The 23,078-nt window shown below is 62.2% G+C and carries 22 protein-coding genes; 14 read left to right on the forward strand and 8 right to left on the reverse strand.

Features of this window, described 5'->3' with window-relative positions; translation table 11 throughout:
* Nucleotides 1–61 precede the first annotated feature (61 nt).
* The 11 genes from nuoC to nuoN all read left to right on the forward strand — a co-directional run bounded on the left by nuoC (nucleotide 62) and on the right by nuoN (nucleotide 13,829).
* Nucleotides 62–1,846: an NADH-quinone oxidoreductase subunit C/D gene (nuoC, locus tag F6S08_RS18625; protein WP_065927064.1), complete on the forward strand. Its 1,785-nt coding sequence runs from the start codon at nucleotides 62–64 to the stop codon at nucleotides 1,844–1,846.
* A 2-nt stretch (nucleotides 1,847–1,848) separates the two neighbouring features.
* Nucleotides 1,849–2,346, forward strand: a complete 498-nt coding sequence (gene nuoE / locus F6S08_RS18630) for an NADH-quinone oxidoreductase subunit NuoE (protein ID WP_003232080.1) — start codon at nucleotides 1,849–1,851, stop codon at nucleotides 2,344–2,346.
* Nucleotides 2,343–3,698: an NADH-quinone oxidoreductase subunit NuoF gene (nuoF, locus tag F6S08_RS18635; protein WP_027606325.1), complete on the forward strand. Its 1,356-nt coding sequence runs from the start codon at nucleotides 2,343–2,345 to the stop codon at nucleotides 3,696–3,698. Before nuoE ends, nuoF begins: the two co-directional genes overlap by 4 nt.
* A gap of 135 nt (nucleotides 3,699–3,833) precedes the next feature.
* Nucleotides 3,834–6,548, forward strand: a complete 2,715-nt coding sequence (gene nuoG, locus F6S08_RS18640; RefSeq protein ID WP_315872136.1) for an NADH-quinone oxidoreductase subunit NuoG — start codon at nucleotides 3,834–3,836, stop codon at nucleotides 6,546–6,548.
* On the forward strand, nucleotides 6,545–7,552 hold the full coding sequence (nuoH, locus tag F6S08_RS18645) for an NADH-quinone oxidoreductase subunit NuoH (protein WP_017137518.1): 1,008 nt from the start codon (nucleotides 6,545–6,547) through the stop codon (nucleotides 7,550–7,552). Before nuoG ends, nuoH begins: the two co-directional genes overlap by 4 nt.
* 11 nt (nucleotides 7,553–7,563) lie before the next feature.
* Entirely contained in the window at nucleotides 7,564–8,112 is a 549-nt protein-coding gene (gene nuoI, locus F6S08_RS18650) for an NADH-quinone oxidoreductase subunit NuoI (RefSeq protein WP_003174725.1), read from the forward strand.
* 9 nt (nucleotides 8,113–8,121) lie between these two features.
* A complete protein-coding gene (nuoJ, locus tag F6S08_RS18655) occupies nucleotides 8,122–8,625 on the forward strand; it encodes an NADH-quinone oxidoreductase subunit J (protein WP_003174726.1) in 504 nt (167 codons plus the stop codon).
* 2 nt (nucleotides 8,626–8,627) lie between these two features.
* On the forward strand, nucleotides 8,628–8,936 hold the full coding sequence (nuoK, locus tag F6S08_RS18660; protein WP_003174727.1) for an NADH-quinone oxidoreductase subunit NuoK: 309 nt from the start codon (nucleotides 8,628–8,630) through the stop codon (nucleotides 8,934–8,936).
* Entirely contained in the window at nucleotides 8,933–10,786 is a 1,854-nt protein-coding gene (nuoL, locus tag F6S08_RS18665) for an NADH-quinone oxidoreductase subunit L (protein ID WP_065927062.1), read from the forward strand. The genes nuoK and nuoL overlap by 4 nt, the downstream gene beginning before the upstream one ends.
* Nucleotides 10,787–10,825: 39 nt before the next feature.
* The gene (nuoM, locus tag F6S08_RS18670; protein WP_048728604.1) at nucleotides 10,826–12,358 is read left to right on the forward strand and encodes an NADH-quinone oxidoreductase subunit M; all 1,533 of its coding nucleotides are present in this window, start codon (nucleotides 10,826–10,828) and stop codon (nucleotides 12,356–12,358) included.
* A 7-nt stretch (nucleotides 12,359–12,365) separates the two neighbouring features.
* Complete coding sequence (nuoN, locus tag F6S08_RS18675; protein WP_003174731.1) at nucleotides 12,366–13,829, forward strand: NADH-quinone oxidoreductase subunit NuoN; 1,464 nt, start codon at nucleotides 12,366–12,368, stop codon at nucleotides 13,827–13,829.
* Between the two features lie 124 nt (nucleotides 13,830–13,953).
* Here the strand turns inward: nuoN and F6S08_RS18680 are convergent, their stop codons facing one another.
* Together F6S08_RS18680 and F6S08_RS18685 are read right to left on the reverse strand one after the other, a co-directional pair.
* Nucleotides 13,954–14,706, reverse strand: a complete 753-nt coding sequence (locus F6S08_RS18680; RefSeq protein ID WP_315872137.1) for an outer membrane beta-barrel protein — start codon at nucleotides 14,704–14,706, stop codon at nucleotides 13,954–13,956.
* 123 nt (nucleotides 14,707–14,829) lie between these two features.
* On the reverse strand, nucleotides 14,830–15,669 hold the full coding sequence (locus tag F6S08_RS18685; protein WP_315872138.1) for an arylamine N-acetyltransferase: 840 nt from the start codon (nucleotides 15,667–15,669) through the stop codon (nucleotides 14,830–14,832).
* A gap of 120 nt (nucleotides 15,670–15,789) precedes the next feature.
* Between F6S08_RS18685 and F6S08_RS18690 the strand changes: the two genes are divergently transcribed.
* On the forward strand, nucleotides 15,790–16,026 hold the full coding sequence (locus F6S08_RS18690) for a DUF6555 family protein (RefSeq protein WP_027606320.1): 237 nt from the start codon (nucleotides 15,790–15,792) through the stop codon (nucleotides 16,024–16,026).
* A gap of 32 nt (nucleotides 16,027–16,058) precedes the next feature.
* Here the strand turns inward: F6S08_RS18690 and F6S08_RS18695 are convergent, their stop codons facing one another.
* Together F6S08_RS18695 and F6S08_RS18700 are read right to left on the reverse strand one after the other, a co-directional pair.
* Complete coding sequence (locus tag F6S08_RS18695; protein WP_027606319.1) at nucleotides 16,059–16,259, reverse strand: DUF6021 family protein; 201 nt, start codon at nucleotides 16,257–16,259, stop codon at nucleotides 16,059–16,061.
* Nucleotides 16,260–16,271: 12 nt separating this feature from the next.
* Nucleotides 16,272–16,451, reverse strand: a complete 180-nt coding sequence (locus tag F6S08_RS18700; protein ID WP_027606318.1) for a hypothetical protein — start codon at nucleotides 16,449–16,451, stop codon at nucleotides 16,272–16,274.
* 135 nt (nucleotides 16,452–16,586) lie between these two features.
* Between F6S08_RS18700 and F6S08_RS18705 the strand changes: the two genes are divergently transcribed.
* On the forward strand, nucleotides 16,587–17,108 hold the full coding sequence (locus F6S08_RS18705) for a DUF3087 domain-containing protein (RefSeq protein WP_065927058.1): 522 nt from the start codon (nucleotides 16,587–16,589) through the stop codon (nucleotides 17,106–17,108).
* Nucleotide 17,109: 1 nt separating this feature from the next.
* On the opposite strand, the gene F6S08_RS18710 is transcribed toward F6S08_RS18705, so the two are convergent.
* The 4 genes from F6S08_RS18710 to F6S08_RS18725 form a co-directional block, all read right to left on the reverse strand.
* Complete coding sequence (locus F6S08_RS18710; RefSeq protein ID WP_315872139.1) at nucleotides 17,110–18,243, reverse strand: MFS transporter; 1,134 nt, start codon at nucleotides 18,241–18,243, stop codon at nucleotides 17,110–17,112.
* Between the two features lie 57 nt (nucleotides 18,244–18,300).
* Nucleotides 18,301–19,668, reverse strand: a complete 1,368-nt coding sequence (locus F6S08_RS18715) for an MFS transporter (RefSeq protein ID WP_315872140.1) — start codon at nucleotides 19,666–19,668, stop codon at nucleotides 18,301–18,303.
* 144 nt (nucleotides 19,669–19,812) lie between these two features.
* Complete coding sequence (locus F6S08_RS18720; RefSeq protein ID WP_315872141.1) at nucleotides 19,813–20,268, reverse strand: hypothetical protein; 456 nt, start codon at nucleotides 20,266–20,268, stop codon at nucleotides 19,813–19,815.
* Between the two features lie 151 nt (nucleotides 20,269–20,419).
* Nucleotides 20,420–21,295, reverse strand: a complete 876-nt coding sequence (locus F6S08_RS18725; protein ID WP_065948359.1) for a Dyp-type peroxidase — start codon at nucleotides 21,293–21,295, stop codon at nucleotides 20,420–20,422.
* A gap of 151 nt (nucleotides 21,296–21,446) precedes the next feature.
* Here F6S08_RS18725 and F6S08_RS18730 point away from each other — a divergent pair, with 151 nt between their 5' ends.
* Nucleotides 21,447–23,063, forward strand: a complete 1,617-nt coding sequence (locus F6S08_RS18730) for an NADP-dependent glyceraldehyde-3-phosphate dehydrogenase (protein ID WP_315872142.1) — start codon at nucleotides 21,447–21,449, stop codon at nucleotides 23,061–23,063.
* Nucleotides 23,064–23,078: the final 15 nt, after the last annotated feature.

The following is a 23,078-nucleotide window of genomic DNA, read 5'->3' on the forward strand; positions in this document are numbered from 1 at the left end:
TTCTTTTATAGAACGAAAACCTGGCTTCATTCTTTACGTTGACCGAAAGCGATAAAAAACCATGACTACAGGCAGTGCTCGACGCATCCCGCCTTATAAGGCAGACGACCAGGATGTGGTCGTCGAACTCAATAACCGTTTTGGCCCTGACGCCTTCACCGCCCAGGCCACACGCACCGGCATGCCGGTGCTGTGGGTGGCGCGCGCCAGGCTCGTCGAAGTCCTGACCTTCCTGCGCAACTTGCCCAAGCCGTACGTCATGCTCTATGACCTGCATGGCGTGGACGAACGCCTGCGCACCAAGCGCCAGGGCCTGCCGAGCGGCGCCGATTTCACCGTGTTCTATCACCTGCTGTCGCTGGAACGTAACAGCGACGTGATGATCAAGGTCGCACTGTCCGAGAGCGACCTGAGCGTGCCGACCGTGACCGGTATCTGGCCGAACGCCAGCTGGTACGAGCGCGAAGTCTGGGACATGTTCGGTATCGACTTCCCGGGCCACCCGCACCTGACGCGCATCATGATGCCGCCAACGTGGGAGGGTCACCCGCTGCGCAAGGACTTCCCTGCCCGCGCCACCGAATTCGACCCGTTCAGCCTCAACCTCGCCAAGCAGCAGCTTGAAGAAGAGGCCGCGCGCTTCCGTCCGGAAGACTGGGGCATGAAGCGCTCCGGCACCAACGAGGACTACATGTTCCTCAACCTGGGCCCGAACCACCCTTCGGCCCACGGTGCCTTCCGCATCATCCTGCAACTGGACGGCGAAGAAATCGTCGACTGCGTGCCGGACATCGGCTACCACCACCGTGGTGCCGAGAAGATGGCCGAGCGTCAGTCGTGGCACAGCTTCATCCCGTACACCGACCGTATCGACTACCTCGGCGGCGTGATGAACAACCTGCCGTACGTGCTCTCGGTCGAGAAGCTGGCCGGCATCAAGGTTCCGGACCGCGTCGACACCATCCGCATCATGATGGCCGAGTTCTTCCGGATCACCAGCCACCTGCTGTTCCTGGGTACCTATATCCAGGACGTCGGCGCCATGACCCCGGTGTTCTTCACCTTCACCGACCGTCAGCGCGCCTACAAGGTCATCGAAGCCATCACCGGTTTCCGCCTGCACCCGGCCTGGTACCGTATCGGCGGCGTCGCCCACGACCTGCCGAATGGCTGGGAACGCCTGGTCAAGGAATTCATCGACTGGATGCCCAAGCGCCTGGACGAGTACCAGAAGGCTGCGTTGGATAACAGCATCCTCAAGGGCCGTACCATCGGCGTCGCCCAGTACAACACCAAAGAGGCCCTGGAATGGGGCGTCACCGGTGCCGGCCTGCGTTCCACCGGTTGCGATTTCGACCTGCGCAAGGCGCGTCCGTACTCGGGCTACGAAAACTTCGAGTTCGAAGTACCGCTGGCCGCCAATGGCGATGCCTACGACCGTTGCATCGTGCGCGTCGAAGAAATGCGCCAGAGCCTGAAGATCATCGAGCAGTGCATGCGCAACATGCCGGCCGGCCCGTACAAGGCGGATCACCCGCTGACGACGCCGCCGCCGAAAGAGCGCACGCTGCAGCACATCGAAACCCTGATCACGCACTTCCTGCAGGTTTCGTGGGGCCCGGTAATGCCGGCCAACGAATCCTTCCAGATGATCGAAGCGACCAAGGGTATCAACAGTTATTACCTGACGAGCGATGGCGGCACCATGAGCTACCGCACCCGGATTCGTACCCCAAGCTTCGCCCACTTGCAGCAGATCCCTTCGGTGATCAAAGGCGAGATGGTCGCGGACTTGATTGCGTACCTGGGTAGTATCGATTTCGTTATGGCCGACGTGGACCGCTAAGCATGAACAGCACGCTTATCCAGACAGACCGTTTCACCTTGAGTGAAACCGAGCGCTCGGCCATCGAGCACGAGCTGCATCACTACGAAGACCCGCGCGCGGCGTCGATCGAGGCCTTGAAGATCGTCCAGAAGGAACGTGGCTGGGTGCCGGACGGCGCCCTCTACGCCATCGGCGAGATCCTCGGCATCCCCGCCAGCGACGTTGAAGGCGTGGCGACGTTCTACAGCCAGATCTTCCGCCAGCCGGTCGGCCGCCACATCATTCGCGTGTGCGACAGCATGGTCTGCTACATCGGTGGCCACGAGTCGGTGGTCAGCGAGATCCAGGCCAAGCTGGGCATCGGCCTCGGCCAGACCACTGCGGACGGCCGCTTCACGCTGCTGCCGGTGTGCTGCCTGGGCAACTGCGACAAGGCGCCGGCGTTGATGATTGACGACGACACATTCGGTGACGTGCAGCCTGCTGGCGTGACCCAATTGCTCGAGGGCTACCCATGACCCTGACTTCCTTCGGCCCGGCCAACCTGATCAAGCGTTCGGCCGAAACCCACCCGCTGACCTGGCGCCTGCGTGACGACGGCGAGCCGGTATGGCTCGACGAGTACCAGGCCAAGAACGGCTACGCCGCTGCGCGCAAGGCCTTCGCCGACATGGCCCAGGACGACATCGTCCAGACCGTGAAGGACGCCGGCCTCAAGGGTCGCGGCGGTGCAGGCTTCCCCACCGGTGTTAAGTGGGGCCTGATGCCCAAAGACGAATCCATCAACATCCGCTACCTGCTGTGCAACGCGGATGAAATGGAACCCAACACCTGGAAAGACCGCATGCTGATGGAGCAACTGCCCCATCTGCTGATCGAAGGCATGCTGATCAGCGCCCGCGCGCTGAAAACCTACCGTGGCTACATCTTCCTGCGCGGCGAATACACCACCGCCGCCAAGCACCTCAACCGTGCAGTGGCAGAAGCCAAGGCCGCAGGCCTGCTGGGCAAGAACATCCTCGGTTCGGGTTTTGACTTCGAACTGTTCGTGCACACCGGCGCCGGGCGTTACATCTGCGGTGAAGAAACCGCACTGATCAACTCCCTCGAAGGCCGCCGCGCCAACCCGCGCTCCAAGCCGCCCTTCCCTGCCGCCGTGGGCGTGTGGGGCAAGCCGACCTGCGTGAACAACGTCGAGACCCTGTGCAACGTGCCGGCGATCATCGCCGACGGCGTGGACTGGTACAAATCGTTGGCTCGCGAAGGCAGTGAAGACATGGGCACCAAGCTCATGGGCTTCTCCGGCAAGGTCAAGAACCCTGGCCTGTGGGAACTGCCGTTCGGCGTGACCGCACGCGAGCTGTTCGAGGACTACGCCGGCGGCATGCGCGACGGCTACACCCTCAAGGCCTGGCAGCCAGGCGGCGCCGGCACCGGCTTCCTGTTGCCCGAGCACCTCGACGCACAGATGTATGCCGGCGGCATCGGCAAGGTGGGCACCCGGATGGGTACCGGCCTGGCGATGGCGGTGGACAACACCGTGAACATGGTCTCGCTGCTGCGCAACATGGAGCAGTTCTTTGCCCGCGAATCCTGCGGCTTCTGCACCCCCTGCCGCGACGGTTTGCCGTGGAGCGTCAAGCTGCTGATGGCCCTGGAAAATGGCGAAGGCCGCGAGGGTGATATCGAAACCCTGCTGGGCCTGGTCGGTTTCCTCGGCCCAGGCAAGACCTTCTGTGCTCACGCACCGGGCGCCGTGGAGCCATTGGGCAGCGCAATCAAATACTTCCGCTCGGAGTTCGAAGCCGGCATCGCGCCCACCAGCGCCGCCGTCCCGCCTCTGGCAAGGCCGATCGTAGTCGGCGCGTAACGCTTAAACAGGCAAAGGGTCCGTGCCCTTCGCCTGCTCATGTGCTGACGCCGTGAAGGCTGTGTAGATGCACATGAATAACAAGATTCCATTAGCCACGCCCGCTGACAACGGGCCAACGAAGAACTTTGAACCATGGCCACTATCCACGTAGACGGCAAAGCGCTCGAAGTCGATGGGGCGGACAACCTGTTACAGGCGTGTCTGTCACTCGGCCTCGATATCCCGTATTTCTGCTGGCACCCCGCGCTTGGTAGCGTCGGTGCCTGTCGCCAGTGTGCGGTCAAGCAGTACACCGACGAAAACGACACCCGTGGTCGTATCGTCATGTCCTGCATGACCCCAGCCACCGACAACACCTGGATCTCCATCGACGATGAAGAATCCAAGGCGTTCCGCGCCAGCGTTGTCGAATGGCTGATGACCAACCACCCCCACGACTGCCCGGTCTGTGAGGAAGGCGGTCACTGCCACCTGCAAGACATGACGGTGATGACCGGCCACAACGAGCGCCGTTATCGCTTCACCAAGCGTACCCACCAGAACCAGCAACTGGGCCCGTTCATTTCCCACGAGATGAACCGCTGCATCGCCTGCTACCGCTGCGTACGCTTCTATAAAGACTACGCCGGCGGCACCGACCTCGGCGTATTCGGCGCCCACGACAACGTGTACTTCGGTCGCGTTGAAGACGGCGTGCTCGAAAGCGAGTTCTCCGGCAACCTCACCGAGGTCTGCCCGACCGGTGTGTTCACCGACAAGACCCACTCCGAGCGCTACAACCGCAAGTGGGACATGCAGTTCTCGCCGAGCATCTGCCACGGCTGCTCGAGCGGTTGCAACATCTCCCCGGGCGAACGCTACGGCGAACTGCGTCGCATCGAAAACCGCTTCAACGGTTCGGTCAACCAGTACTTCCTGTGCGACCGTGGTCGTTTCGGCTATGGCTACGTCAACCGTGAAGACCGTCCACGCCAGCCACTGCTGGCCGATGGCGCCAAGCTGAGCCTGGACGCGGCGCTGGACAAAGCCGCCGACCTGCTGCGCGGCCGCAACATCGTCGGTATCGGCTCGCCCCGCGCCAGCCTCGAAAGCAACTACGCGTTGCGTGAGCTGGTGGGTGCCGAGCACTTCTACTCCGGTATCGAAGCCGGTGAGCTTGAGCGCATCCGCCTGGTCCTGCAGGTGCTGAACGACAGCCCGCTGCCGGTGCCGAACATGCGCGACATCGAAGACCACGATGCCATCTTCGTGCTCGGTGAAGACCTGACCCAGACCGCCGCGCGTATCGCGCTGTCCCTGCGCCAGTCGGTCAAAGGCAAGGCCGAAGACATGGCCGACGCCATGCGCGTCCAGCCTTGGCTCGACGCTGCGGTGAAAAACATCGGCCAGCACGCGCTGAACCCGCTGTTTATCGCCAGCCTGGCGGAAACCAAGCTCGACGACATCGCCGAAGAATGCGTCCACGCCGCACCGGACGACCTGGCCCGCATCGGTTTCGCCGTGGCCCACGCCCTCGATGCCAGCGCGCCGGCAGTCGAAGGCCTGGACACTGAAGCCGTCGAACTGGCCCAGCGCATTGCCGACGCCCTGCTGGCAGCCAAGCGTCCATTGATCATTGCCGGTACCTCGCTGGGTTCCAAGGCCTTGATCGAAGCCGCCGCCAACATCGCCAAGGCCTTGAAGCTGCGCGACAAGAACGGCTCCATCAGCCTGGTGGTGCCGGAAGCCAACAGCCTCGGCCTGGCCATGCTCGGTGGCGAGTCCCTGGACGCCGCCCTGCAAACCGTGATCGACGGCACTGCCGATGCGATCGTGGTGCTGGAAAACGACCTGTACACCCGCACCGACGCCGCCAAGGTTGACGCTGCGCTGAACGCCGCCAAGGTCCTGATCGTCGCCGACCACCAGAAGACCGCCACCAGCGAGCGTGCCGACCTGGTACTGCCAGCCGCTACCTTCGCCGAAGGCGACGGCACCCTGGTCAGCCAGGAAGGCCGTGCCCAGCGCTTCTTCCAGGTGTTCGATCCGAAGTACATGGACGCCAGCATCCTGGTTCACGAAGGCTGGCGCTGGCTGCATGCCCTGCGCGCGACCCTGCTGAACCAGCCGATCGACTGGACCCAGCTCGACCACGTCACCGCCGCAGCCGCCGCGAGCGCGCCGCAGCTGGCGCGTATCGTCGACGCCGCACCGTCCGCCGCGTTCCGCATCAAGGGCATGAAGCTCGCCCGTGAGCCGCTGCGTTACTCCGGTCGTACCGCCATGCGCGCCGACATCAGCGTGCACGAGCCACGTACCCCGCAAGACAACGACACCGCGTTTGCCTTCTCCATGGAAGGTTATTCGGGTTCGGTCGAGCCACGTCAGCAGGTGCCGTTTGCCTGGTCGCCGGGCTGGAACTCGCCACAGGCCTGGAACAAGTTCCAGGACGAAGTCGGTGGTCACATCCGCGCCGGCGACCCGGGCACCCGCCTGATCGAACCCCAGGGCGACGCGCTGAACTGGTTCGCTGCGGTCCCGCGTCCGTTCAACCCGGCCCAGGGCACCTGGCAGGTCGTGCCGTTCTTCCACCTGTTCGGCAGCGAAGAGACCTCTTCCAAGGCCGCGCCGGTACAAGAGCGCATTCCCGAGGCCTACGTGTCCGTGGCCAAGTCCGAAGCCGACCGCCTGGGCGTCAACGACGGAGCCTTGCTCAGCGTGACCGTGGCCGGCCAGACCCTGCGTCTGCCGCTGCGTATCAACGAAGAGCTGGGTGCCGGCCTGGTTGCCCTGCCTAAAGGCCTTGCCGGCATCCCGCCGGCGATCTTCGGCAAAACCGTTGACGGTCTGCAGGAGGCAGCGCAATGACCTGGTTCACCCCTGAAGTGATCGACGTGATCATCTCGGTCGTCAAGGCCATCGTGATCCTGTTGGCCGTGGTCGTCGCGGGCGCCCTGCTCAGCTTCGTCGAACGTCGCCTGCTGGGCTGGTGGCAGGACCGTTACGGTCCGAACCGCGTTGGCCCGTTCGGTATGTTCCAGATCGCCGCCGACATGCTGAAGATGTTCTTCAAGGAAGACTGGACCCCGCCGTTTGCCGACAAGGTGATTTTCACCCTGGCACCGGTCGTGGCCATGAGCGCCTTGCTGATCGCCTTCGCGATCATCCCGATCACCCCGACCTGGGGCGTGGCGGACCTGAACATCGGCTTGCTGTTCTTCTTCGCCATGGCCGGCCTGTCGGTCTACGCGGTGCTGTTCGCCGGCTGGTCGAGCAACAACAAGTTCGCCCTGCTGGGCAGCCTGCGGGCCTCGGCCCAGACCGTGTCCTACGAAGTGTTCATGGGCCTCGCGCTGATGGGCATCGTGGTGCAGGTCGGCTCGTTCAACATGCGCGACATCGTCGAGTACCAGGCGCAGAACCTGTGGTTCATCATTCCGCAGTTCTTCGGCTTCTGTACCTTCTTCATCGCCGGCGTGGCCGTGACTCACCGTCACCCGTTCGACCAGCCGGAAGCGGAACAGGAACTGGCCGACGGTTACCACATTGAATACGCCGGCATGAAATGGGGCATGTTCTTCGTCGGTGAATACATCGGCATCATCTTGATCTCGGCCCTGCTGGTCACGCTGTTCTTCGGCGGCTGGCACGGTCCGTTCGGCATCCTGCCGCAGCTGGCGTTCTTCTGGTTCTTCCTGAAGACCGCGTTCTTCATCATGCTGTTTATCCTGCTGCGCGCTTCCATTCCGCGTCCACGATATGACCAGGTGATGGATTTCAGCTGGCGTTTCTGCCTGCCGCTGACCCTGATCAATTTGCTGGTGACTGCTGCCGTTGTGTTGTTGAACACGCCAGCGGGCGCGGTTCAGTGAGGATTTGACCCATGTTCAAATATATTGGCGACATCGTTAAGGGTACCGGTACCCAGTTGCGAAGCCTGGTGATGGTGTTCGGTCACGGCTTCCGTAAACGCGACACCCTGCAATACCCGGAAGAAGCGGTGTACCTGCCGCCGCGCTATCGCGGCCGCATCGTGCTGACCCGCGACCCCGATGGCGAAGAGCGTTGCGTGGCCTGCAACCTGTGCGCCGTGGCGTGCCCGGTGGGTTGCATCTCCCTGCAGAAAGCTGAAACCGAAGACGGTCGCTGGTACCCGGACTTCTTCCGCATCAACTTCTCGCGCTGCATTTTCTGCGGCCTCTGCGAGGAAGCTTGCCCGACCACCGCGATCCAGCTCACACCGGATTTCGAGATGGCCGAGTTCAAACGTCAGGACCTGGTGTACGAGAAAGAAGATCTGCTGATCTCTGGTCCCGGTAAAAACCCTGATTACAACTTCTATCGTGTTGCAGGTATGGCCGTTGCCGGTAAGCCGAAAGGCGCCGCACAAAACGAAGCCGAGCCGATCAACGTGAAGAGCTTGCTGCCTTAAGGAAGAAAGATGGAATTCGCTTTCTATTTCGCATCGGGTATCGCGGTTGTGTCCACGCTTCGCGTGATCACCAACACCAACCCCGTGCACGCCCTGCTCTACCTGATCATTTCGCTGATCGCCGTGGCCATGACCTTCTTCAGCCTCGGCGCACCGTTCGCCGGTGTGCTGGAAGTGATCGCCTACGCCGGCGCCATCATGGTGCTGTTCGTGTTTGTGGTGATGATGCTCAACCTCGGGCCGGCCTCGGTCGCCCAGGAACGCGTCTGGCTCAAGCCCGGCATCTGGCTCGGCCCGGTTGTCCTCGCAGCGCTGCTGCTGGGTGAACTGCTGTATGTGCTGTTCGCTCACCAGAGCGGCCAGGCCATCGGCCATACCACCGTGGACGCGAAAGCCGTGGGCATCAGCCTGTTCGGCCCGTACCTGCTGGTGGTCGAACTGGCGTCGATGCTGCTGCTCGCCGCAGCCATCACTGCCTTCCACTTGGGCCGCAACGAAGCCAAGGAGCAATGACGATGCCTGCTATCCCTTTGGAGCATGGTCTGGCGGTCGCCGGCATCCTGTTCTGCCTTGGCCTGGTCGGCCTGATGGTTCGCCGTAACATTCTGTTCGTGTTGATGAGCCTGGAAATCATGATGAACGCTGCGGCACTGGCGTTCATCGTTGCAGGTGCACGTTGGGGCCAGCCGGATGGACAAGTCATGTTCATCCTGGTGATCAGCCTGGCAGCCGCCGAGGCCAGTATCGGCCTGGCGATCCTGCTGCAACTGTATCGTCGCTTCCACACGCTTGATATCGACGCTGCCAGTGAGATGCGCGGATGAACATGATCTTTCTGACTTTCGTATTTCCCCTGATCGGTTTCCTGCTGCTGTCGTTCTCTCGCGGACGCTGGTCGGAAAACCTTTCTGCCCTGATCGGTGTGGGCTCCATTGGCCTGTCGGCCATCGTTGCCGCCTACGTCATCTGGCAATTCAACGTGGCGCCGCCGGAAGGCGGCCACTACACCCTGGTGCTGTGGCAGTGGATGTCGGTGGAAGGCTTCAAGCCCAACTTCGCCCTCTACGTCGATGGCCTGTCGATCACCATGCTTGGCGTGGTGGTGGGCGTGGGCTTCCTGATCCACCTGTTCGCGTCCTGGTACATGCGCGGTGAAGCGGGCTACTCGCGCTTCTTCTCGTACACCAACCTGTTTATCGCCAGCATGCTGTTCCTGGTGCTCGGCGATAACCTGTTGTTCCTGTACTTCGGCTGGGAGGGCGTGGGCCTGTGCTCGTACCTGTTGATCGGTTTCTACTACAGCAACCGCAACAACGGTAACGCGGCACTCAAGGCGTTTATCGTCACCCGTATCGGCGACGTGTTCATGGCCATCGGCCTGTTCATCCTGTTCCAACAGGTGGGCACGCTGAACATCCAGGAACTGCTGGTGCTGGCACCGCAGAAATTCCAGGTCGGCGACTTCTGGATCACCCTGGCGACCCTGATGCTGCTGGGCGGCGCCGTGGGTAAATCCGCGCAACTGCCGCTGCAGACCTGGCTGGCGGATGCCATGGCCGGTCCTACCCCGGTGTCGGCACTGATCCACGCCGCAACCATGGTTACCGCCGGTGTCTACCTGATCGCCCGTACCCACGGCCTGTTCACCCTGGCGCCGGACATCCTGCACCTGGTGGGCATCGTCGGCGGCGTGACCCTGGTACTGGCCGGCTTCGCCGCGCTGGTGCAGACCGACATCAAGCGGATCCTCGCCTACTCGACCATGAGCCAGATTGGCTACATGTTCCTGGCCCTGGGCGTCGGCGCCTGGGACGCGGCGATCTTCCACCTGATGACCCACGCCTTCTTCAAGGCCCTGCTGTTCCTGGCCTCCGGTGCGGTGATCGTGGCCTGCCACCACGAGCAGAACATCTTCAAGATGGGCGGCCTGTGGAAGAAACTGCCACTGGCCTACGCCAGCTTCATCGTCGGTGGTGCCGCCCTGGCCGCCCTGCCGCTGGTGACCGCCGGTTTCTACTCCAAGGACGAAATCCTCTGGGAAGCCTTTGCCAGCGGTAACCAGAACCTGCTGTACGCAGGCCTGGTGGGTGCGTTCATGACCTCGCTGTACACCTTCCGCCTGATCTTCATCACCTTCCACGGTGAAGCCAAGACCGAAGCCCACGCAGGCCATGGCATCTCCCACTGGCTGCCACTGTCGGTGCTGATCATCCTGTCGACCTTCATCGGCGCGCTGATCACCCCGCCACTGGCCGGTGTACTGCCGGAAAGCGCCGGCCATGCCGGCGGCGCCGCCAAGCACAGTCTGGAAATCGCCTCGGGCGCCATTGCCATCGCCGGCATCCTGCTGGCGGCCCTGCTGTTCCTCGGCAAGCGTCGCTTCGTGACCGCCGTGGCCAACAGTGGCATCGGCCGTTTCCTCTCGGCCTGGTGGTTCGCCGCCTGGGGCTTCGACTGGCTCTACGACAAACTGTTCGTCAAGCCCTACCTGGCCATCAGTCATGTACTGCGTAAAGACCCGCTCGACCAGACCATCGGTTTGATCCCGCGCGCGGCCAAAGGCGGTCACACCGCCCTGAGCCGTACCGAGACCGGCCAGTTGCGTTGGTATGCGGCTTCCATGGCTGCTGGTGCCGTGCTGGTGATCGGCGCCATCGTTGTGGTAGCGGTCTGATATGAACTTTGCGAACTTGCGAAAGGAAACGAGCCCGTCATGATTCTGCCCTGGCTAATCCTGATCCCCTTTATCGGCGGCCTGCTCTGCTGGATGGGTGAACGCTTCGGCGCCACCCTCCCCCGCTGGATTGCGTTGCTGACCATGTCCCTGGAACTCGCACTCGGCCTCTGGCTGTGGGCCCATGGCGACTATTCATTCGCTCCGGCACCGGGTGTCGATCCAACGTTCGCGCTTGAATTCAAGCACGTGTGGATCCAGCGCTTCGGCATCAACGTGCACCTGGCCCTCGACGGCCTGTCGCTGTTGATGATCCTGCTGACCGGCCTGCTGGGTATCCTCTCGGTACTCTGCTCCTGGAAAGAGATCCAGCGTCACGTGGGCTTCTTCCACCTGAACCTGATGTGGATCCTGGGCGGCGTTGTCGGCGTGTTCCTCGCCCTCGACCTGTTCATGTTCTTCTTCTTCTGGGAGATGATGCTGGTGCCGATGTACTTCCTCATCGCGCTCTGGGGTCACAGTTCTTCGGACGGCAAGAAAACCCGGATCTACGCGGCGACCAAGTTCTTCATCTTCACCCAGGCTTCCGGCCTGATCATGTTGGTGGCGATCCTGGGCCTGGTACTGGTCAACTTCAACTCGACTGGCGTGATTACCTTCAACTACGCCGACCTGTTGAAAACCAAGATGTCCCTGACCACCGAGTACATCCTGATGCTGGGCTTCTTCATCGCCTTCGCGGTGAAGCTGCCGGTGGTGCCGTTCCACTCCTGGCTGCCTGACGCTCACGCCCAGGCGCCGACCGCCGGTTCCGTGGACCTGGCCGGTATCCTGCTGAAGACGGCGGCCTACGGCCTGCTGCGTTTCGCCCTGCCGCTGTTCCCGAACGCCTCGGCCGAGTTCGCGCCGATTGCCATGACCCTCGGCCTGATCGGGATCTTCTACGGTGCATTCCTCGCGTTCGCCCAAACCGACATCAAGCGTCTGATTGCCTTCTCGTCCGTTTCCCACATGGGCTTCGTACTGATCGGCATCTACTCCGGCAGCCAGCTGGCGTTGCAAGGTGCGGTGATCCAGATGTTGGCCCACGGTGTCTCGGCCGCGGCACTCTTTATCCTGAGTGGCCAGTTGTACGAGCGCCTGCACACCCGTGACATGCGTGAGATGGGCGGCGTGTGGTCGCGCATTGCGTACCTGCCGGCGATCAGCCTGTTCTTCGCCGCCGCTTCCCTGGGCTTGCCGGGTACCGGTAACTTCATCGGCGAGTTCCTGATCCTGATGGGTGCCTTCGTGCAAACACCGTGGATCAGCGCCATTGCTACCTCCGGCCTGGTATTCGGTTCGGTCTACTCGCTGATCATGATCCACCGCGCCTACTTCGGCCCGGCCAAGTCCGACGCCGTCCTGAAAGGGATGGATGCTCGCGAACTGATCATGGTGCTCGGCCTTGCGGTATTGCTGATCTACATCGGCGTGTACCCGCAACCGTTCCTGGACACTTCTGCCGCGACGATGCATGGCGTGCAGCAGTGGTTCGGCACCGCCTTCTCTCAACTCGCTTCGGCCCGGTAAGAGCGCTATGGAATTCACGATCCAACACTTTATCGCGCTTGCGCCGCTGCTGATCACCAGCCTCACCATCGTGGTGGTGATGCTGGCGATCGCCTGGCGCCGCAATCACTCACAAACGTTCCTGCTGTCCTGCGCCGGTTTGAACCTGGCCTTGCTGTCGATTATCCCGGCACTCAAGGTCGCGCCACTGGCGGTGACCCCGCTGATGATGGTCGATGATTTCGCGCTGCTGTATATCGCGCTGATCCTCGTCGCCACCCTCGCCTGCGTCACCCTCGCCCACGCCTACCTCGGCGAAGGCGGCACCGGCTACCCGGGCAACCGCGAAGAGCTGTACCTGCTGATCCTGCTGGCTGCGGCCGGCGGTATCGTGCTGGTCAGCGCGCAGCACCTGGCCGGCTTGTTCATCGGCCTGGAACTGCTGTCGATCCCGACCTACGGCCTGGTGGCCTACGCCTTCTTCAACAAGCGTTCCCTGGAAGCCGGCATCAAGTACATGGTGCTGTCGGCCGCCGGTTCCGCGTTCCTGTTGTTCGGTATGGCCCTGCTCTACGCCGAAGCCGGCAGCCTGAGCTTCACCGGTATCGGTCACGCCCTGGCCGCCACCAACAGCCCCGCGCCGATTGCCCAACTGGGCCTGGCGATGATGCTGATCGGCCTGGCGTTCAAGCTGTCGCTGGTGCCGTTCCACCTGTGGACCCCGGACGTGTACGAAGGCGCCCCGGCGCCGGTGGCGGCGTTCCTGGCGACCGCGTCCAAGGTCGCTGTGTTTGCGGTGATGGTGCGTCTGTTCCAGATCTCGCCTGCCGCCAACACCGGCGTGCTGAGCAACGTGTTGACCGTGATCGCCATCGCGTCGATCCTGTTCGGCAACCTGCTGGCGCTGACCCAGAACAACCTCAAGCGTCTGCTGGGTTACTCGTCCATCGCCCACTTCGGCTACCTGTTGATCGCCCTGGTGGCGAGCAAAGGCCTGGCCGTGGAAGCCATCGGCGTGTACCTGGTCACCTACGTGATCACCAGCCTCGGCGCGTTCGGCGTGATCACCCTGATGTCCTCGCCTTACAAGGGCCGTGACGCCGACGCCCTGTACGAATACCGCGGCCTGTTCTGGCGCCGTCCGTACCTGACCGCCGTACTCACCGTGATGATGCTGTCCCTGGCCGGTATCCCGCTGACCGCGGGCTTTATCGGCAAGTTCTACATCGTCGCGACCGGTGTCGAAGCCCACGAGTGGTGGCTGGTTGCGTCCCTGGTGCTGGGCAGTGCCATCGGCGTGTTCTACTACCTGCGCGTGATGGTCACCCTGTACCTGATCGAGCCAAACCTGCGCCGTGTGGATGCTGAGCTGCACTGGGAACAGAAAGCCGGTGGCGTGATGCTGCTGGCTATCGCCCTGCTCGCCTTCTTCCTCGGCGTGTACCCACAACCGTTGCTGACCCTGGTGCAGCACGCGGTGCTGGGGGTTTGATCCCTTAGCGGTATGCGAATCAACAGAAACGGCGCCCCAGGGCGCCGTTTTTGCGTTCTGGGCTGACCTGCAACAGCCCAAAAAAACGCCCCGAATGTTCGGGGCGTTTTACATTGCAACCGCGTCAGAACGCGATGCCTAGCTTGACCCCGTACTCATCCCGCTTGAGCCGAGTGTTATCGGCCACTTCGGAATCACCGTCGAGCTTGTATTCGGTGCGGGTGTAGTAAAGGCCCGCCATCACCGGCAGGTCGCCCTTCTGGTTCATCAGCAGGCTGACTTCCGCATACGGGTTAGTGCGGTCCTTGAGGTCTACGGTGTCGCTGCCCACGCCGTCCACCTTGAGCTTGGTACGACCATCAATGGTGCGACGCGCACCGGCTTCGAAACGCAGCGTCATGTCATTGAACTGATGGTTGTAGCCCAGGGCTGCCTTGGCGAAGGGCGACTTGTTGGTGAGTTCCATGTCGTAGTCGTTCGAGTCCAGCTCATAGCGGGTCCAGCTGTAACCGCCGCCAACGATCACGTCGACGAAGTTGCGCGCATCCAGCGCGGCACGCCAGCCGAGATCCAGGTCGGCCTGGCCTTCCTTGAGTTTGTTATCACTCTTTTTACCGTACTTGGCTTCCACACCTGCCTGGTAGATAAAGCCCGACTCGGCGGTGAGCTTGTTGCCGAAGTTGTAGAAAAGACCGGCTTCGGGCATGTGGTCCTTATCACTTTCACTACCGCCTTCGAGCTTGAAGTCGTTGTAGCTGCCCAGAATCCCAAAGGTAGAAATCGGGTCAGTGGACGGTGCGGCGAACACCACTGCTGGCGCGGCGACCAGCGCCAGCAGTGAGGAATGCTTGAGGAGGTTTCCGAATAGTTTGGACATCGTTTACATCTCCTTGTCTGGTGGGCAAATTATTCAGGAAACGCTTCGAACCCAGGCTGGCACCAAAGGTTCGAAAAAATTTGCCCCCACTTGGAGGTAAAACGGTTCAGCGATGGCTCTAGATCAATACTCCTGGCGTGCAGCCATTACCAAGCCCTCAAGGGTTGAATCAAGCTGAGGGTGAACCGGCACGCGAATCCCAAAGGTAGTGCCCAGTACGTCCAGCAGCTCGTCGGCGCTCTGGATCACACGCTTGTCACTCGGCCGATCCAGGTAGTGAATCCCATAGTGGGCGTTGTTCAAGGTGTGGCGTTCGCCCGCTGCCAGGCGTGCGACTTTCAATTGGCCCAGGAACGGCGAACCTGGATGGGTCGAGACGTACCAGTTACCGATTTCGTAGTCGATGTCTGCCTGCACTTGCAGGTCGAACACATACAAGCCACGCCACTCCCCCGCGACCTCGGCCCACAACGTGTAGCTGCCCTCCTGCTCATTGAGTGTCAGGCGATACGGCTCATGGGCCGTGGCCTGCACGGCCTGCGTGTCCAACTGCAACGGACTGCTGGGCACCATGCCACCAAAGCCGACGTCGGTGATGTAGCGCACGTCGTCCAGGGTCACCAGGCTCAGGCGATGGGTGCGCGCCGTACGTGCGTCCGGCGGACCACCCATCACAACCCGCCCGGTAATGCCGCGCGCCTCGAACCCCAGTTCCTGCAACAGCGCCAGGAACATCTGGTTCAACTCATAGCAATACCCACCCCGCCCATCGAACAGGACTTTCTGCTCGACGCTGGGCAAGTCGATCGGCACCGGCAGGCGCAGCAGGGTCGACAGGCTTTCGAAGGCGAAGGTGCACACATGACGCAGTTGCAAATCCCGCAGGGTCTGCAGGGTGGGCGGTGGTGGCGAGTCGTAACCCAAGCGTTGCAGGTACAGGCGGCTGTGGTTCAGGAGGGGCATGGCGCGATCCTTGGGCGCGGGAGGAATGCGTCACTATGCCGCGCAAGCATGCAGATTGTCATTTTGAGTGAACCTTTTTAAACCGTTCCCTATCCATCTATAACAAGACAGGGAGGCAACATGAGTACCGCAAAAATCTACACCATCCACTACCAACTGCACGGTCAACCGAAGTCCTTTGTGGTGCGTGCCGAAGTGATGAACAACGCCGAGGCCTGGCACTGGGCAGCCGTTGACGCTGACATTGCGCATGTGAGCCGTATCGGCCGGGTCGGCCATGAGCAAGTGAAAAAAACCACGCGCCCGTGGGCCGAGAAGTACGGCATTACCGACGTCACCTGGATGCCGCCCAGATAAACAAAAAGCCCCGCTCATTGGCGGGGCCCAGCTCATTTCTTCAAGTCGCCCAACGGATCGTAGGGCGGCTTTTTTTTCCCGTCGTCCTTGGCCTTTTTATCCAGAGGGGCGATGGCCGGACCGATGGGATCAACCTGCGGATCAGCCACATCGGGCGAGTCCGGATCAAATCCCAGCTCATCCTTGCCGCTGGCGTGTTCATTGGAGGGCGGTCCATCCGAGCGCTTATTCATCATGGTCTCCTGTTATAGCGGGCGAGCTTTGTCGTGGAGGTTTTCCAGGTCGTCTTCGACGCGCTCCACATCATCCTGGGCGTCACGCTCTTTCGGGTCATTGGGGCGCAAGGCATCGTTGTCGCGCTCCTCTTCACCGGGCGTGCGGTCAGGGTCGGGGGTTCCGGGCGGTGGCTGCTTGTATTCGGGCATGGTGGTTGACCTCAAAGGGACTACACCGGTTTAGAGAAACTGCCCCAGATCATGGTTCAACTTGATTGCCCCACCACTGACCGCTGACCATGAGAAGATGCCTTCCCCTCTACCCGCCCTGGAGACCTGGACCGGATGTTCGAGCTCAAACCCTGCGACCCCGTCACCTACCGCCAACAGACGCGCCGCAGCACGCTGATCGTGGCCGTGCTGTTCGTGGCCCTGGCCATGCTGCTGTCGAGCCTGGCGGTGATGCTGTTCGGCGAACCCGGCGGTGACAACTTCCGCTTTAATGTCGGTGGCGTATTCGCCGGGGTGTTGATAACGGTCGCCCTGCTGCGCGGCCCGTTCCGCACCCAACCGTGGCTGGCACCGGCCGTGTATGGCTGGCAGCTCAAGCGCACCCTGATGCGCGTGACCAACGTGATGCACACCGTCACCGAGCGTGTGCAGGCGAATGATCCGACGGCCATGAAGATACTGCGTTTCTATCACCTGGGGCTGACGCAGATGCACGCCCTGGACGCCAACTCCAGTGCCCAGGCGCAGTTGGTCGGTGAAATGGACGCGCATAAGAACACGATGCTGGCACTGGGGATCGACACCGAACAAACCCGCTTTGATCCCGCCTGGCTGGAAGGATTGAAACGCACGTAAGTCAGTCTGCTGCCACACGGGTGCGCCAGCAGAACAACGCACTCACCGCAATCGCCGCACCCGCCACGCCAAACACCAGGGGTGCCGAGGCCACCGGCAACAGCAGGCCTGCCAGCAGTGGCCCGAGGCCCGCACCGATGTCACGCCATACCGCATTCGACGCCAGGGCCGACACCCGCAGCGAACCGGGGTTGCGCTCGGCGACCAGGGTGGTCACCAGGGGCAGTTGCAACGCGCGCAGCACCAACACCGCCGCCGCGCCGACAATCACCCAATAGCTGCCGAACGCCGTCAAGGCCAAGGCACTCAGGAACGAAAACAGCAACAACATCGAGGTCGCGCCAAAGCGCTGGGCGGCGTGACCTCCCAGGGGGCTCAGGAGCATTTCCGAGACATAACGCAGGGCCATCAAGCCGCCGGCGATCAGCACCGCATTACCGCCGAGCAGCTTCTGCGCCTGGATCGACAGACCGAAAATAAACAGTCCATCCAGCGCCACGCCTTCGATAAACGACCACAGCGCCACGCTGTCGGGCCACTTGAAACGGCGCCCCGGGGTGCTGTGCAAATCATGCGCGGCGCTGGGCAGGCCGCGCGCCATCCACAGCCCCACCAGGCAACAGCCGGCGAGGATCACAAAGATCGGACGCGGCCCGGCCCACAGCGTCAGCCAGCCACCGAACGGCAACGCCAGCATCGGCCCCCAGGCGATCAGGGCCCGCGAACGCCCGGCCCGGCGCGCGGCGCCCTCCGGTTCGGAGGTGGCCAATACCTGAGTCGACAGGTTCAACGCGGCAAAACACAGGCCCCACACCAGCCGCAGCCCCAACAACGCGGCAAAACCCGACAGCACCGAATTGCCCAGGGCGCACAGCGTTGCGGCGCCGGCGGCAATCATGCAGGTCAGGCGATCACCGTTGCGCGCGTAGAAATTCAACACATGCCGATAGCCGAAAATCCGCACCAGGCGGTTGGCCGCCAGCAACACCCCGGCCTGGGCGAGCGTGATGCCGAAGGCCTGGGACTCCATGGGCAGCAGCAGATAGAGCAACACGTCACTGGGCAGGCATAAGGCCAGGGTCAACGCAGCGCGGCGGGAATGGGTATCAGCAGTGCGGAGGGCCAGGCTTGACATAAATCTGAAACATCCCGAAATATTCAGGTCGCCACGTTAGCCCTCCCGCCGCAGGTTTTACAACGGCTTTTTCCCGTAGGGCAGCAAACGCAGGCCGCTGGCCACAGCGCCCACCAGCGCAAACACACACCCCAACCACAACGCGTATTGCGGCCCGCTGCCCACGAACACGTGGAAACACAACGCCACCAACGACGCGCCGAGTGTCTGCCCCAGCAAGCGCGAAATCGCCACGATGCCGCTGGCCCCACCGCTGCGCGCCAACGGCGCACTGGTCATCAAGGCCTTGAGGTTGGGCGACTGGAAGAAGCCGAAACCGGCACCGCACAACGCCATGCGCCAGCCGATATCGAAGGCCGACGCGCCGTGGCCCAAGGTCGCCAACGCGGCCATGCCCACACTCAACATCAACAGCCCGATACCGCACAGCAGGCCCAGGGACACACGGTCAGCCAGGCGCCCGGCGACCAACGCCATCACCGCCACGACCGCCGGCCACGGTGTCATCAGGAACCCGGTTTCCACCTGGCTATGCCCCAGCACCGCCTGCAACAGAAAGGGCAGCGACACAAAGGCCAGGCCCTGGGCGCTGAAGGCGCAGATCGCCGTCAAGGAAGACAAGGCAAACACCGGCCGCTTGAACAGATCCAACGCCAGCATCGGCGCCGGGTGACCGGCCTGTCGGCGCAGCAGCAAGGCGCCACACAGCAGCGCCACCGCAATCAAGCCCAGGGTCAACGCCCCCTGCGCACCATGCACCGCCGTGCCCAGCCCCAGCACCAGCAAGGCGAACAACCCGGCACACAGTGCAGCCGCGAGGCGGTCGAAGGCATGCCCGGCCATCGGCAGGGTCGGCAATGAACGCAGGCCCAATCCCAGGGCCAACAGCCCCAACGGCACATTGATCAGGTACAGCCAGTGCCAGGTCGCCACCGACAGAATCGCCGACGCCGCCGTGGGCCCCAGGGTAAACGCCAGCCCCACCACCAGCGAGTTATAGCCCAGGCCACGCCCGAGCATTTTTGACGGGTAGATATGCCGCAGCAACGCCGTATTGACGCTCATGATCGCCGCCGCCCCCAGCCCCTGCACCACTCGCGCGGCAGTCAGGGTCACCAGCGAACCGGCCAGTCCGCAAAACAGCGACGAGACGATAAACAGCAGCAACCCGCCGAGATACACGCGGCGGTGCCCGAGCACATCGCTGAGGGACGCAAACGGCAGAACCGTGGCGATAATCGCCAACTGGTAGGCATTGACCACCCAGATCACCGAGGCGGAATCGGTGCCAATCCCTTCGGCCAGGGTCGGCAACGCCGTGTTGACGATGGCCGTGTCCAGGGTCGCCATGCCGATCCCCAGGGAGATCGCGATCACGGCCGGCAGGCGTTTATTGAGGGGCAGCCCATCGACGACAGAAGACATGAACCATCCGGACAGGTAACAAAGGCCACTAGCATACGATCAACGGGGATTGATTTCAGTGGCCCATGGCGCCGCTGTCAAAATTTTCATGTTGATGAACATGGAATGTGCGCCTCATCGCGCATCACGCCTGCCTGTCATCCCTTAGTAAACAATCAAGCTCGCAGCAATGATGGGACTGGGACGGCAAGCTTCTGGAGTTGAAGCAGAGCATTGTGGGGGAACGTCCGATAACTTGGCGGCGGCCATCTTCGGATTCCAGCGGCCAATAATACCGTCCCGACCCGCAACATCCACCGTATCCAGCTGATTCATCACCTGGTCACGCTTGAGCACTTCCCTGGCCAACATTGTCAACTTGTTTTGTTGCGCATCTCCCGTCAGCGGGCGCCTCGCGACCTCACGAATTTTCCCCAGCGTCGCATGTGGCGAGCCTGCTGGCCTGAATGCATCGAAATTTTTGTCAAACTCCCGCGCCAGCGCGGCGTCGGACAGCCCCGCATAAGGGTTGGCAGGGTGCCAATGGGCAACAACAGGGGCATGGGTGGCGAAAGATGCACTATGGACAAGAGACAAGTGGTGCTGATGAATGATAGCCATGAGTGAGTTTCCTTGATTACTCGACAAATCCGCTCTACATACCGTCGAAAAACGGATATGCAAAGCAGACTGTTGTCTCTGTGGCGACCCACGCCAGGGTGGTTCCGCAGTCGTACGCAAAAACCGCTTCGCCACCCAAGTCCGGACAGCGTTAGATACGCGGTCCTTGAAGGATTGCACTCAGGTCCAGGCGTCCGTCCTTGACCGGCGCGCACCAGTAGTAACCACCGGTCAACGGCGTGCTGATGCGATACAGGCCATCGACAATCCCGTCCTCCAACCCGCTCATGCGGCGCAGTTGGGCTTCGAACGCATCGAAGGAATGGCCGAATGCGAGGAACATCAACCCGGCCTGGCCATTTTCGGCCCAGGGCATGGAGCGGCGCACCACGAAGGCTTCCGGGGTGAAGCTTTCCTGGGCGGTACGTTTGGTGTGGGCGGATTCGGGAGCGTCTTCAAGCTCTTCGTTGTCGCCATGGCGGCGGCCGATGATATGGTCGCGCTCCTGGGCGGGCAACGCGGCGAAGCCATCGAGGTCGTGCTGCCATTGCTGGATCGCGGCGAAGCTGGCACCGCTGTCGGTCAGGGCGGCTTCAACGGCAGCGTCGTCGTGGGGGTTTTCAGTGCCGTCTTCGTAGTCGGTGAGGTCGAAGCCGGTCTTGTAGCGGAAGCCTTCGGTTGACTGCACCAGGCGAAACGCCGGGGCCAGGGCCTTCTCGAAAGCGCGACTGCGCAGCAGCAACTCACCGCGATCGACGCCATGCAGCCACACCCACAGTGCCTGCTGGGTGGACGGGTTGTGCGCACCCGGTGCGCTCACGGCAGGAAAGCTGCGCAAACCATCAATCGTTGCACCCAGCGCGTTGACCAGCGGCTCGCCAAATCCGACCACTGCCGCCGAATCGGCCAACTGCACCAGCGCGTCCAGCGCAGCGGGCACGGCTGCCAGGGTGTCCACGGCAAAAAACAGATGGCGTGCCTGCAAAGGCACCGGTGCGGCAAGAATGCCCGGCTGGTACTGACTCATGTGAACTCCTTCAAGAAAGGCGCGCAGTCTACTATCTCGAAGAGCAGGCGACACGCCCCGGTGTGTAGTGCAACGCGCACAAGCCTTGCCATAGAGCCCTGTGTTGGGTGACTCTCTCGTCATGTTTTGCAACTATTTCAGGGGTAGTGCCATGACCACCAGCAACCTGCTCGCCCAGCTGTTTCCCACCAGCGTCGCCGATATTCCCGAGCAATACCGCCTGGCGGCGCCCATCGAACAGCGTGACTACCTGGTGGATGGCCAGTTGCAGGTGTGGAACGGCCCCTTGGCCCAGGTGCAGAGCCCGGTGCAATTGGGCGACCGCCGCGTGGTGATCGGCAGCACGCCGTTGCTGGACGCCGACACCGCCCTCACCGCCCTCGATGCCGCCGTGCGCGCTTATGATCGTGGCCAGGGTGAATGGCCGACGATGCGCGTGGTGGAGCGTATCCAGCACGTCGAGGCGTTTTTGCGACGTATGCGCGAACAGCGCGACGCAGTGGTCACCCTGCTGATGTGGGAGATCGGTAAGAACCTCAAGGACTCGCAGAAAGAATTCGACCGCACCTGCGACTACATCACCGACACCATTAATGCCCTCAAGGAACTCGACCGCCGCAGCAGCCGCTTCGAGCTGGAACAGGACACCCTCGGGCAAATCCGCCGCGTGCCCCTGGGCGTGGCGCTGTGCATGGGCCCCTACAACTACCCGCTCAACGAGACGTTTACCACGCTGATCCCGACGCTGATCATGGGCAATACCGTGGTGTTCAAGCCGGCCAAACTCGGTGTGCTGCTGATCCGTCCGTTGCTGGAAGCCTTCCGCGACAGCTTCCCGGCCGGGGTGATCAACGTGATCTACGGCAGCGGCCGCGAAACCGTCAGTGCGTTGATGGCCAGCGGCAAGATCGACATCTTTGCCTTTATCGGCACCAACAAGGCCGCCAGCGACTTGAAAAAGCTGCACCCCAAGCCGCACCGCCTGCGTGCGGCCCTGGGCCTGGATGCGAAAAACCCCGGCATCGTGCTGCCCGAGGTGGACCTGGACAACGCCGTCAGCGAGGCTGTCACCGGTTCGTTGTCCTTCAACGGCCAGCGCTGCACCGCGTTGAAAATCCTGTTTGTGCATGAGGACGTGGTCGATAGCTTTATCGAGAAATTCAACCGCAAGCTGGAGACCCTCAAACCCGGCATGCCCTGGGAAGACGGGGTTTCACTGACACCGCTGCCGGAAGTCGGCAAGGTGGATTACCTCAACGACCTGGTGGCCGATGCCCAACAACACGGCGCCCACGTGGTGAATGCCAATGGCGGTACCCATCGTGGTTCGTTCTTCTATCCGGCGGTGCTGTACCCGGTGACCCCGCAGATGCGCGTGTACCACGAGGAACAATTCGGCCCGGTGGTGCCCATCGTGCCCTACCGCGATCTGGAGACGGTGATCGAGTACGTACTCGACTCGGACTTCGGCCAGCAATTGAGTATTTTCGGCACCAACGCCGTGGAAGTCGGACGCCTGGTGGACACCTTCGCCAACCAGGTCGGCCGCATCAATATCAACGCCCAATGCCAGCGCGGCCCGGACACTTTCCCGTTCAACGGGCGCAAGAACTCGGCCGAAGGCACGCTGTCGGTACATGATGCGCTGCGCGTGTTTTCGATCCGCACCCTGGTGGCGACCAAGTTCCAGGACAGCAACAAGGCGCTGGTCAGCGATATCCTGCGTAACCGTGACTCAAGCTTCCTGACCACCGACTATATCTTCTAAGCACAATGCCGATCG

The organism is Pseudomonas sp. JV449 (assembly GCF_032424295.1).
Taxonomy (GTDB): Bacteria; Pseudomonadota; Gammaproteobacteria; order Pseudomonadales; family Pseudomonadaceae; genus Aquipseudomonas; species Aquipseudomonas marginalis.

Bases quoted from the DNA above. Each gene is read 5' to 3' on its own strand.
- nuoC (WP_065927064.1), top strand. From the start codon at position 62: ATGACTACAGGCAGTGCTCGACGCATCCCGCCTTATAAGGCAGACGAC.
- nuoE (WP_003232080.1), top strand. From the start codon at position 1,849: ATGAACAGCACGCTTATCCAGACAGACCGTTTCACCTTGAGTGAAACC.
- nuoF (WP_027606325.1), top strand. From the start codon at position 2,343: ATGACCCTGACTTCCTTCGGCCCGGCCAACCTGATCAAGCGTTCGGCC.
- nuoG (WP_315872136.1), top strand. From the start codon at position 3,834: ATGGCCACTATCCACGTAGACGGCAAAGCGCTCGAAGTCGATGGGGCG.
- nuoH (WP_017137518.1), top strand. From the start codon at position 6,545: ATGACCTGGTTCACCCCTGAAGTGATCGACGTGATCATCTCGGTCGTC.
- nuoI (WP_003174725.1), top strand. From the start codon at position 7,564: ATGTTCAAATATATTGGCGACATCGTTAAGGGTACCGGTACCCAGTTG.
- nuoJ (WP_003174726.1), top strand. From the start codon at position 8,122: ATGGAATTCGCTTTCTATTTCGCATCGGGTATCGCGGTTGTGTCCACG.
- nuoK (WP_003174727.1), top strand. From the start codon at position 8,628: ATGCCTGCTATCCCTTTGGAGCATGGTCTGGCGGTCGCCGGCATCCTG.
- nuoL (WP_065927062.1), top strand. From the start codon at position 8,933: ATGAACATGATCTTTCTGACTTTCGTATTTCCCCTGATCGGTTTCCTG.
- nuoM (WP_048728604.1), top strand. From the start codon at position 10,826: ATGATTCTGCCCTGGCTAATCCTGATCCCCTTTATCGGCGGCCTGCTC.
- nuoN (WP_003174731.1), top strand. From the start codon at position 12,366: ATGGAATTCACGATCCAACACTTTATCGCGCTTGCGCCGCTGCTGATC.
- F6S08_RS18680 (WP_315872137.1), bottom strand. From the start codon at position 14,706: ATGTCCAAACTATTCGGAAACCTCCTCAAGCATTCCTCACTGCTGGCG.
- F6S08_RS18685 (WP_315872138.1), bottom strand. From the start codon at position 15,669: ATGCCCCTCCTGAACCACAGCCGCCTGTACCTGCAACGCTTGGGTTAC.
- F6S08_RS18690 (WP_027606320.1), top strand. From the start codon at position 15,790: ATGAGTACCGCAAAAATCTACACCATCCACTACCAACTGCACGGTCAA.
- F6S08_RS18695 (WP_027606319.1), bottom strand. From the start codon at position 16,259: ATGAATAAGCGCTCGGATGGACCGCCCTCCAATGAACACGCCAGCGGC.
- F6S08_RS18700 (WP_027606318.1), bottom strand. From the start codon at position 16,451: ATGCCCGAATACAAGCAGCCACCGCCCGGAACCCCCGACCCTGACCGC.
- F6S08_RS18705 (WP_065927058.1), top strand. From the start codon at position 16,587: ATGTTCGAGCTCAAACCCTGCGACCCCGTCACCTACCGCCAACAGACG.
- F6S08_RS18710 (WP_315872139.1), bottom strand. From the start codon at position 18,243: ATGTCAAGCCTGGCCCTCCGCACTGCTGATACCCATTCCCGCCGCGCT.
- F6S08_RS18715 (WP_315872140.1), bottom strand. From the start codon at position 19,668: ATGTCTTCTGTCGTCGATGGGCTGCCCCTCAATAAACGCCTGCCGGCC.
- F6S08_RS18720 (WP_315872141.1), bottom strand. From the start codon at position 20,268: ATGGCTATCATTCATCAGCACCACTTGTCTCTTGTCCATAGTGCATCT.
- F6S08_RS18725 (WP_065948359.1), bottom strand. From the start codon at position 21,295: ATGAGTCAGTACCAGCCGGGCATTCTTGCCGCACCGGTGCCTTTGCAG.
- F6S08_RS18730 (WP_315872142.1), top strand. From the start codon at position 21,447: ATGACCACCAGCAACCTGCTCGCCCAGCTGTTTCCCACCAGCGTCGCC.